Annotated in this window: 3 protein-coding genes; 1 reads left to right on the plus strand and 2 read right to left on the minus strand. The window is 71.9% G+C overall.

Annotation, left to right across the window (positions count from 1 at the left end; genetic code table 11):
- Window positions 1-133: 133 nt before the first annotated feature.
- Together mhpA and A4R43_RS39020 are read right to left on the minus strand one after the other, a co-directional pair.
- The gene (mhpA, locus tag A4R43_RS39015; RefSeq protein WP_113696683.1) at window positions 134-1,756 is read right to left on the minus strand and encodes a bifunctional 3-(3-hydroxy-phenyl)propionate/3-hydroxycinnamic acid hydroxylase MhpA; all 1,623 of its coding nucleotides are present in this window, start codon (window positions 1,754-1,756) and stop codon (window positions 134-136) included.
- Window positions 1,757-1,775: 19 nt separating this feature from the next.
- Window positions 1,776-2,930, minus strand: a complete 1,155-nt coding sequence (locus tag A4R43_RS39020) for a 3-deoxy-7-phosphoheptulonate synthase (protein WP_205215159.1) — start codon at window positions 2,928-2,930, stop codon at window positions 1,776-1,778.
- Between the two features lie 264 nt (window positions 2,931-3,194).
- Here A4R43_RS39020 and A4R43_RS44325 point away from each other — a divergent pair, with 264 nt between their 5' ends.
- Window positions 3,195-10,943 carry a type I polyketide synthase gene (locus tag A4R43_RS44325; protein WP_113696685.1) on the plus strand — a complete coding sequence of 2,583 codons (7,749 nt, stop codon included), beginning with the start codon at window positions 3,195-3,197 and terminating at the stop codon, window positions 10,941-10,943.
- Window positions 10,944-10,979 lie beyond the last annotated feature (36 nt).

Here is a 10,979-nt window from a genome sequence, read left to right on the forward strand (position 1 = left end):
GTGACACGAGCGAGCCGCCGCCCCGGACCGCCCGGCTCGGGGTCGCCGGACGCTATGAATGTGGCTTTCATAGCGTCTGGCGCAATGAAAGCCACATTCATAGCGCGGCTGCGGCCGCCGGCGACTCGACGGGTCAGGCGGGGACTCGGGCGGTCAGGTGGGCCCGCAGCTCCCGCACCAGTGCCGACAGGTCCGCCCGGTCCACCGCGCCGCCGAACAGGTAGAAGTCCGGCCGTACCAAGGCGCCGACCTGCTTCGAACCGGCCAGCCATGGCAGGTACACGTCGTCCGTGTCCACCACCTCGTGCGGCTTCACCTCCGAGGGCGAGGTGTCCGACGGCAGGACACGCACCAAATGGGCGCCGATGTCGTCCAGGAACTCCAGGTCGTCGCTGTCCAGCACGGAGAACGGGTCGAACGTGGAGATCAGCACAAAACCCCGCCCCACCACGTCGTCGAACAGGCCCGCGGCCGAACCCCGCGCCACCCGGCCCTGCGGGCTCAGCTCACCGGCGGGCGAAAGCGGCTCCCCAGCCGAGTTCCGGCGCACCACGCCCGTCTCCAGCGAGTAGAACGAAGACGAGTCCTCAGAGGACGAGCCGTCCGCCGAAGGCGCCGCCTGCATGCCGAGCAGATGCGCGTCCCGCGCCGCCGCGGCGACCGTGTCCAGTTCCGAGATGATCTTGCCCATCTCCACCGACACGTTGATCGCGTGCCGCACCTGGGGATCGCGCTCCGCCGGGTACTCGTCGAGCAGCGCGTCCCCGGCCACGCCGCGCAGCACCAGGTCCAGCTTCCAGGCCAGGTTCGCCGCGTCCCGCACCCCGGAGCACATGCCCTGCCCGGCGAACGGCGGCATCAGGTGTGCCGCGTCCCCGGCGATCAGCACCCGGCCCTCCCGCCACTTGTCCGCGATCCGCGCCTGGAAGGTGTACATGGTGTGCCGGCACAGCGTCGCGTTCTCCGGCGTCGCGTCGAACCGCTTGAGCAGCCGCCACACGTTCTCCGGCCGGTTCATCCGCTCCACCGTCTCACCCGGCAGCCGCCGGAACTCCCACCGCCGGTGCCCGCGCCCGCTGGCCACCATGGTGGTCGGCCGCAGCGGGTCGCAGATCTGCCGGTCGTTCGGGTGGAATTCGCGCGGCTCGTGGAACAGCACGTCGCACAGCAGCCAGTCCTGCTTGAAGCCGAGATCGGTGTTCGTCGACCCGATGTGCTCGCGCACGAAGCTGTTCGCCCCGTCGCAGCCGACCACCCAGGACGCGGTGATCCGGTCGTAACCCTCGTGCGGGCCCGGCGCCTCGACCTCCACGTGGTCGCCGTGGTCGGCGAGCCCGATCGCCGTGTGCCCGGTGAGCACCTTCAGCGTGGGCAGCTTCGCGGCCTGCTCGGACAGCGCCGCCTCCAGCGTCGGGTGGTGGATGACCACCGCAGGTGGCCAGCCGTCACGCCCGGTCTCGAACGGCACGTCGAAGCGCATCAGCCGCTGCCCGTCGGCGTTGAGGAACTCGTACTCGCCGAGCCGCTCGTAGATCTCCGGCAGTGCGTCGCCGATGCCCGCGGCGGCGAAGTTGCGCGCGGTCTCGCCGTCGAAGCCCTTGACCCGCGGGAACGGGTACGGCTCCGGCCACCGCTCCAGCACGATCACCCGCCACCCGCGCTGGGCGAGCAGCATGGACAGGGTCTGGCCTGCCGGGCCGTTGCCGACGATCACCACGTCGGCGTCGGTGCCCGCGCGTTCGATCTCCTCTGACATGTTCCATCCCGCTCGCGCTCTAGAAAACGGTGTCGATCAGTTCGAAAGCCTGTTCCGGGTTCAGCCGGGGGTCGCACAGCGACTCGTACCGCGTGGTCAGCTGCCGTTCCCCGGCCACCGGCCCGCCGACGCACTCGGTCACGTCCTCGGCCGCCACCTCCAGGTGCAGCCCGCCGGGGTGCGCGCCGGCCGCATCGAGGATCCGCGCGAAGGCGGTGGCCTCGTTGATGATGTCCGCCAGGTACCTGGTCTTCTGCCCAGTTTCGGCACGCACGGTGTTGCCGTGCATCGGGTCGCTCAGCCACACCACGGGATGCCCGGCGCGGCGCACCGCCCGCACCACCGGCGGCAGCGCCGTTTCGATCGCCCGGCCCATGCGCACGATCAGCGTCAGCCTGCCGGGCGTGCGGCCGGGGTCGAGCAGCTCGCACAGCCGTACCGCGGTTTCCGGGTCGGTGCTCGGGCCGACCTTGCAGCCGACCGGATTGGTCACCGACGCGAGCAGGCGGACGTGTGCGTGGTCGAGCTGCCGCGTGCGCTCGCCGACCCACGGGAAGTGCGTGGAGCCGAGGTAGTCGCCGTCGATCCCGGCGCGGACCAGTGGGCGTTCGTAGTCGAGCACCAGTGCCTCGTGGCTGGTCCACGGGCCGCTGCGGCCGGATTCCCAGTGCGTGCGCAGCGCGCCGAGCACGTCGGCGCTGGCCTGGTAGGCCCACAGCATGCGGCGCGGATCGTGCTGCCTGCCGGCGTGGTCCGGTTCGAACGAATTGACCAGGTGCCCGCGGAACACCGGCACCTCGACCCCGTTGACCACCTCGAACGCGTTCGACCGCGGTTTCGCGTACTGCCCGGCCATCCGCCCGAAGCGGACCACCGGCCGGGAAACCTTCTTGGCCAGCAGGTCGCCGAGTTCGTTGAGGACGGTGACCTTCGCGGCCGTGCGGGAAAGCGTGGCGTCACCGAAGCTTTCGGCGCAGTCGCCCGCTTGCAGCACGCGCGCCGATCCTTCGGCGACCGCCGCCAGCGCGCCACGCACCTCGGTCAGTTCCGGCTCGGTGACCAGCGGTGCGGCCGCCGAAAGCCGCTCCTGCGTGCGCTCGTAGTGGGGGTGGTTCCGCCAGTTCGGCTGCTCGGCGGCGGGGAGCAGGTCCCAGTCGCTTCCGCTCCGGCGCATGGTGGGCTGCATTCGGCGACATCTCCTGCGTTGGCGGTGACCTGCTCTGGCACGAGAAAACTGTCAACGGTGGAAAATGTGCACAAAACCGGACGCTACCAGCACCGCGACCGCGGACCGCCGCACTCGCGCACACACTAGGGAAATGACTGCACCGAGGGTGAAGATAGGGGGGTCACAGGGGGGTGATGCAGGGAAATAACCGTTGTGCGGCGCGCAACATCGGCCGGGTGAACTGCACCGCCGACCCCGGGAGTTCCGCCGATGTTGCGTACCGAGCTGATCCGGCCCCTGCCCGAACTGCTGGCCGCGCACGCTGAGCGGCGACCGGCCAAGGTGGCCTTCCGCGACCACCGGCGTGCGGTCACCTACGAGGAGCTGTACCGGCGCACCGGCAGGCTGGCGGGGCACCTGGCCGGGCTGCGCCTGCAGCCGGGTGACCGGGCGCTGATCTACCTGGGCAATTCGGTCGAGGTGATCGAGAGCTACCTGTCCATCGCCAGGGCCAGCGGTGTCGGCGTGCCGTTCAACCCGCATTCCGCGGCGGCCGAGCTGGCGCACGTGGTCGACGACAGCGGTGCCAGCGTGGTGATCACCGATCCCGCGCACCTGCCGCAGGTGCTCGCGTTGCTGGCGGGGCGGCCGTACCTGCGCGTGGTGGTCACCGGCGACGAGCCGGTACCCGAGCACGCCGCCGTGGTGTCCTATGTAGACCTGATGACCACGCCGCCGGACCTGCCCGCGCGGGACGACCAGGAACTCGACGACGTCGCCTGGATGCTCTACACCTCCGGCACCACCGGCAAGCCCAAGGGCGTGCTGTCCACCCAGCGCAGCTGCCTGTGGTCGGTGGCGGCCTGCTACGCGCCGGTCATCGGACTGTCCGAAGAGGACCTGGTGCTGTGGCCGCTGCCGCTGCACCACAGCCTCGCGCACATCTTCACCGTGCTGGGTGTGACCGCGGTCGGCGCCACCGCGCACCTGATGGACGGCTTCGCCGCCGAGGACGTGCTGCGCACCCTCGCCGAAGACGCCTACACCTTTCTCGCCGGGGTGCCCGCGCTCTACCACTACCTGCTCGAAGCGGCGAAGGACACCGAGGTCCGCGCGCCTCACCTGCGGGCCTGCCTGACCGGCGGCACGGTGTGCCCGGCCGCGCTGCGGCACTCGTTCGAACGGACCTTCGGCGTGCCGCTGCTCGACTGCTACGGCAGCACCGAGGGCTGCGGGTCCTTTGTGGTCAACGGCATCCACGGGACCAGGGTGGACGGTTCGTGCGGGCTGCCGATCCCCGGGGTGTCGGTGCGCCTGGTCGATCCGGACACCGGCCTCGACGTGCCGTCCGGCGACGAGGGTGAGCTGTGGGTCCGCGGCCCGAACGTCATGGTGGGCTACCACAACCAGCCGGAGGCGACCGCCGAGGCGATGGTCAACGGCTGGTACCGCACCGGTGACCTCGCCCGCGCCGACGAAGCCGGTTACCTGACCATCACCGGGCGGATCAAGGAACTCATCATCCGCAACGGCGAGAACATCCACCCCGGTGAGGTGGAGGAAGTGCTCCGCAAGGTGCCCGGCGTGGCCGACGCGGCGGTGGTCGGGCGACCGCACGACGTGCTCGGTGAGGTGCCGATCGCCTTCGTGGTGCCCGGGCCCGGCCTCGATCCCGAGCTGCTGTTCGACACCTGCCGCGAGCAGCTGTCCAACTTCAAGGTGCCCGAGGAACTGTACGAGATCGACGAGGTGCCGCGGACGCCGTCGGGCAAGATCACCCGTCACGTGCTGCTCAACCGGCCCGCGCGGCTGCGCGCGGCCAGCGGCGGCAGGCACGAGTCTCTGCTGCGGACCGACTGGGTGCCGCTGCCCTCGGTCCGCACCAGCACCGCGCCGCTGCCGAGGAACTGGGCCGTGCTCGGCACCGACCACTTCGGACTGGCCGCGGGCCTGGTGACGGCCGGGATGTCGGTGGAGTCGCATGAGGACACCGCCGCGTTGCACGTGGCCGCGTCGCTGGGCGAGCCGGTGCCGGAGGTCGCCGTGCTGTGCTGTGCTCCCGGCCGCACCGGCACCGACGCCGCGCACGAGGTGCTGCGCGAGCTGTCCGACCTGCTGTGGTCGTGGGCGCACGACGACTGGCTGGCGAGCTGCCGCCTGGTGGTGGTGACCAGGGGTGCGCTGGCGACCGGCGCGGGCGAGGACGTCGGCGACCTGGTGCACGCCTCGCTGTGGGGTCTGCTGCGCTCGCTCCAGGCCGAGTACCCGAACCGGTTCATCCTGGTGGACGTGGACGAGGACGCGTCGCCGGTGCTCCCGTTCGCGGTGGGCTCGGACGAGCCGCAGCTGGCGATCCGCGGTGGCATCGCGTTCCGCCCGCGGCTGATGCGGGTCACCGCGAGCACCGACGGCCAGCCGATGCACCTCGATCCGAAGAGGACGGTGGTGGTCACCGGTGCCACCGGCCCGATGGGCGTCGCGCTGACCCGGCACCTGGTGGCCGCGCACGGCGCCAGGAACCTGCTGCTGCTCAACCCGGCCGACGGTGAGCTGGAGAACGAGCTGACCAAGCTCGGCGCACGGGTCAGCACGGCCACCTGCGACCTCGGCGACCGCGAGGCGTTGGCACGGGTGCTCGGCGGGCTGAAGCGACCGGTCACCGCCGTGCTGCACTGCGACGGTGAGGTGGAGAGCCCGGCCGCGCCGCCGGGTGACCGCCGCCTGGCCTTCCGCGCCATTGTGGACGGTGCGGTCAACCTGCACGAGCTGACCGCCGGCGCCGAGCTGACCGCGTTTGTGCTGCTGGGCTCGGTCGCCGGGGCGCTCGGCGCGGCCGGGCGCGGTGACCAGGCCGCGGCCAACGCCTTCCTGACCGCGCTCGCGCAACACCGCCGTGCGCGGGGACTGCCCGCGGTGTGCGTGGCACTCGGCACCGCCGCGCCGTCGGGTGAACTGTCCACTCAGGAATGCCTGGCCATGTTCGACGCGGTCACCGCGATGGACCTGCCGCACGCGGTGGTGATGCGGGTCGGCGAGCAGACCGGTTCGCGGGCCGTGCCCGCGTTGCTGCGCGGCCTGGTCGACGCGGCACCGGCCACGGATTCGGCTTCGCTGGCCGAGCGGGTCGCCGCGATGCCTGCCGACGAGCGGGAGCCGTTCCTGGTCGGTCTGATCCGCACCGAGGTGGCCGCCATTCCCGGCATCAGCGGTGGCGAACGAGCGGGCGCGGGCAAGACCTTCCGCGAACTGGGCTTCACCTCGGTCAGCGCGGTCGAACTGCGCAACCGCCTCGCCGCGGCGACCGGACTGGACCTGACCGCGACGGTCGCCTTCGACTACCCGACCCCGGTGGCGCTGGCCCGGCACCTGCGGGCCGTGCTGCTCGGGGAAAAGCCCGCGCCCATCAAGGTGGACGAGCCGGTCACCGGGCCGGACGAGCCGATCGCCATCGTCGGCATGGCCTGCCGCTACCCCGGTGGCGTGCGGTCGCCGGAGGACCTGTGGCGCCTGGTCACCGAGGGCGCCGAGGTGGTCTCGGACTTCCCCGCCGACCGTGGCTGGGACCTGGCCCGGTTGTTCGGCTCCGAAGCCGGGGCCACCTACTGCCAGCAGGGCGGTTTCCTCTACGACGCACCGGAGTTCGACGCTGGGTTCTTCGGCATCTCACCGCGTGAGGCGCTGGCGATGGACCCGCAGCAGCGGCTGGTGCTGGAAACCTCCTGGGAGGCGGTGGAACGCTCCGGGATCGATCCGCTTTCCCTGCGTGGCAGCAAAACCGGCATGTTCGCCGGGGTGATGTACCACGACTACGGCTGGGGGCTGCCCGATCCACCGGAGGGCTCGGAGGCGTACTGGGGCATCGGCAACGCGGGCAGCGTGGTCTCCGGCCGGGTCGCCTACGCGCTGGGACTCGAAGGCCCGGCGGTCACCGTGGACACGGCGTGCTCGTCTTCGCTGGTCGCGATGCACTGGGCCGGGCAGTCGCTGCGTGACGGCGAATGCGACCTGGCGCTGGCGGGCGGGGTCGCGGTGATGTCGACACCGCAGACCTTCGTGGAATTCTCGCTCCAGGGCGGGCTCGCCCCGGACGGCCGGTGCAAGTCCTTCGCCGACGCGGCCGACGGCACCGGCTGGTCCGAGGGCGTCGGTTTTGTGGTGCTGGAACGGCTTTCCGACGCCAAGCGCAACGGGCACACCATTCTCGCCGTGCTGCGCGGCAGTGCGGTCAACCAGGACGGCGCGTCGAACGGGCTGACCGCACCGAACGGACCGTCGCAGCAGCGGGTGATCCTCCAGGCACTGGCGAACGCCGGGCTGAAACCGTCCGATGTGGACGCCATGGAGGCACACGGCACCGGTACCACGCTGGGTGATCCGATCGAGGCACAGGCTTTGCTGGCCACGTACGGCCAAGAACGCGAACGGCCGCTGCTGCTCGGCTCGGTGAAGTCGAACCTGGGCCACACGCAGGCGGCGGCGGGCGTCGCCGGGGTGATCAAGATGGTGCAGGCCCTGCGGCACGGCGTGCTGCCGAAGACCCTGCACGTGGACCAGCCGTCGTCCTATGTGGACTGGACGACGGGGTCGGTCGAGCTGCTGACCGAACCGGCGGAGTGGCCGGTGCGGGACCGACCGGCACGGGCCGGGGTGTCGTCCTTCGGCATCAGCGGCACCAACGCCCACGTGATCATCGAGCAGGCACCCGCGGTGGCGCCGGTGGTGGCACCCGCCGAGGTCACGCCGTCGGTGGTGCCGTGGCTGGTGTCCGGCCGCTCGGCGGCCGCGCTCGACGCCCAGGCCGACCGGCTGCGCGCGCTCGGCGGCGACCCGCTGGACATCGGCTACTCCACGGTGATCTCGCGGTCGGTGTTCGAGCACCGCGCGGTGCTGCTGTCCTCGGACGACGGGCTCACCGAGCTGGCACGCGGTGAGGCGGGCGACCGGACGCTGGCGGTGTTGTTCTCCGGCCAGGGCAGCCAGCGACTCGGCATGGGCCGCGAGCTGTACGCGCGCTTCCCCGTCTTCGCGGCCGCCCTGGACACCGTGCTCGACCACCTGGACGTTCGCGACGTCATGTGGGGCACGGACGAAGCCGCCTTGAACGAGACTGGCGCCACGCAACCCGCCTTGTTCGCGGTCGAAGTCGCGCTGTACCGGCTGATCGAGTCGTGGGGCATCAGGCCCGACTTCCTGGCCGGGCATTCCATCGGCGAGATCGTCGCCGCCCATGTCGCCGGGGTCCTGAACCTCGAAGACGCGTGCACGCTGGTCACCGCCCGCGCGAAGCTGATGCAGGCGCTGCCCGCGGACGGCGCGATGGTGGCGATCGAGGCCACCGAGGACGAGGTCGCGCCGCTGCTCACCGAGGACGTGTCGATCGCCGCGATCAACGGCCCCGGCTCACTGGTGATCTCCGGAAACGCCCAGGTCGCGACGGAGATCGCGGCGGGTTTTGCCGAGCGCGGGCGGAAGTCTAGGCGTTTGCCGGTCAGCCATGCGTTCCACTCACCCTTGATGAACTCGATGCTGGATGACTTCCGGGCGGTGGTGTCGGGGCTGTCGTTCACCGCGCCGCGGGTGCCGGTGGTGTCGAACCTGACCGGGGGAGTCGCCACCGGCGCCGAGCTGTGCGCGCCGGACTACTGGGTCCGGCACGTGCGCGACACCGTGCGCTTCGCCGACGGCGTGCGCGCGCTGGCCGAAGCGGGGGCGGATGTTTTCCTGGAACTGGGCCCCGACGGTGTGCTGTCCGGCATGGCCGCCGACTCGGCGCCCGGCGCGACGCTCGTGCCGCTCCTGCGCAAGAACCGGCCCGAAGAAACCAGCGCGCTCACCGCACTGGCAAAACTGCACGTCAGCGGCGTGCCGGTGAACTGGCGCGCGATCTTCGACGGCACCGGCGCGCAGCGGGTGGACCTGCCGACCTACGCCTTCCAGCGGCAGCGGTTCTGGGCGGAACCGGCCGCGCCGGCCGCTGCCGACCCGGTGGACGCCGCGTTCTGGAACCTGGTCGACGACGGTGACCTGGACACCGTGGCCGCCGCGCTGGAGGTGGACCCCGACACCGCCGCCACCGTGGTGCCCGCGCTGGCGACCTGGCGGAACCGGCGGCGCGCGCAGTCCGTTGTGGACTCCTGGCGGTACCGCGAATCGTGGGCGCGGCTGCCCGAGCAGGCCGCCGCGGCCGGTCGGCCGTGGCTGGCGGTGCTGGACCGCGAGGACGAGTGGACCACCGCCGTGCTCGCCGCGCTCGGCACCGACGTCGTCCGCGTCGAGGTCTCCGACCGCAAGGCCATGACCGCGAAGTTCGAGGACCTCGCGGGACAGGAGTTCGCCGGGGTCGTTTCGCTGGCCGGGCTGAGCGACGCCCCGCCGCACGGCGCGGTACCCGCCGGGTTGCTCTACTCCGTCGAGGTGGTGCAGGCGCTGGGTGACGCCGGGATCGAGGCGCCGCTCTGGCTGGTCACCCGTGGTGCGGTGGCGGTCGCGGAACCCACCGAGGTGACGCGGCCCGAGCTGGGCGCGTTGTGGGGCCTCGGCCGGTCGGCCGCGCTGGAGCTGCCCCGCCGCTGGGGTGGCCTCGCCGACCTGCCCGAGCACTTCGACGACCGGGCCGCGCAGCGGTTCGCCGCCGTGCTGACCAGCGGAGAAGACCAGGTCGCCGTGCGGTCCGACGGCGTGTTCGGCCGTCGGCTGGTGCACGCTCCGGCGTCCGGGGCACGGCCCGAGCACTGGAGCCTGCGTGGCACGGTCCTGATCACCGGCGGCACCGGCGGGCTCGGCGGCCAGGTCGCGCGGTGGGCGGTCGCCAGCGGAGCCGAGCACGTGGTGCTGACCAGCCGTCGCGGTCCGGACGCACCGGGAGCCGCCGAACTGAAAGCCGAACTCGAGGCCGATGGCACGCGGGTGACCGTGGTGGCCTGCGACGCGGCCGACCGCGAAGCCCTGCGCGAGGTCCTGGCCGGGCTCGACGTGACTTCCGTGGTGCACGCCGCCGGAGTCGGGGTCGGGGACGCGCCGATCGGGTCGGTGACCGCCGGGCAACTCGACGGGCTCCTGCGCTCGAAGCTGACCGCGGCCTGGAACCTGCACGAGCTGACCGGCGACCTGGACGCGTTTGTGTTGTTCTCCTCGGGCGCGGGCAGCTGGGGCAGCGGCGGCCAGCCCGGGTACGCCGCGGGCAACGCCTACCTGGACGCGCTGGCCCTGCACCGCCGTGGGCTGGGCCTGCCCGCGACCTCGATCGCCTGGGGCTCGTGGGCCGACGCCGGGCTCGGCGCCGACAACCCGGAACTGTCCGAGCACATGCGCCGCGTCGGCGTGCTGCCGATGGAGCCGAAGCTGGCCATCACCGCGTTGCAGCAGGCCCTGGAGGACGGCGAAACCCTGCTCACGGTGACCAACACCGACTGGAAGCGGTTCGCGCCCAGCTTCACCGCGACCCGGCCGAGCCCGCTGCTGTCCGACCTGCCCGAGGTCACCGCGGCACTGGCCGGCGAACCGGACACCGGCGGCGAACCCGAACTGCGGCAGCGGCTCGCGGACCTGCCCGAAGCCGACCGCGCGCGCGTGCTGCTCGACGTGGTGCGGGCGGAAGCGGCGGCGGTGCTCGGGCACGACCGTCCACAAGCGATCCCCGCCGACAAGGTGTTCCGCGAGCAGGGATTCGACTCGGTGACCGCGGTCGAGATGCGGGAGCGGCTGCGTGCCAAGTCCGGCATCGCGCTGCCCGCCGCGCTGGTGTTCGACTACCCGACACCACGCGCGGTGGCCGCCTACCTCGGCGAGAACCTGGCGCCCGCGCGGCCCCGCGGTTCGGCGCTCAGCGAGCTGGACCGGTTCGAAGCGGCGTTGTCGGCGGAGGACACCGACACCCAGGTCATCGGCGAGCGGCTGGAGGCGATCCTCCAGCGGCTGCGCGGGAGCGCCGCGGCACGTCCGTCCGAAGAGGACATCAACTCGGTCCCGGTGGACCGGCTACTCGACATCATCGACGGGGAACTCTCCGACCTCTCGTGATGCCTCCTGGCTAGTCAGCAGAAAGAGGATGGACCA

It is taken from the genome of Amycolatopsis albispora (assembly GCF_003312875.1).
GTDB classification, from domain to species: Bacteria; Actinomycetota; Actinomycetes; order Mycobacteriales; family Pseudonocardiaceae; genus Amycolatopsis; species Amycolatopsis albispora.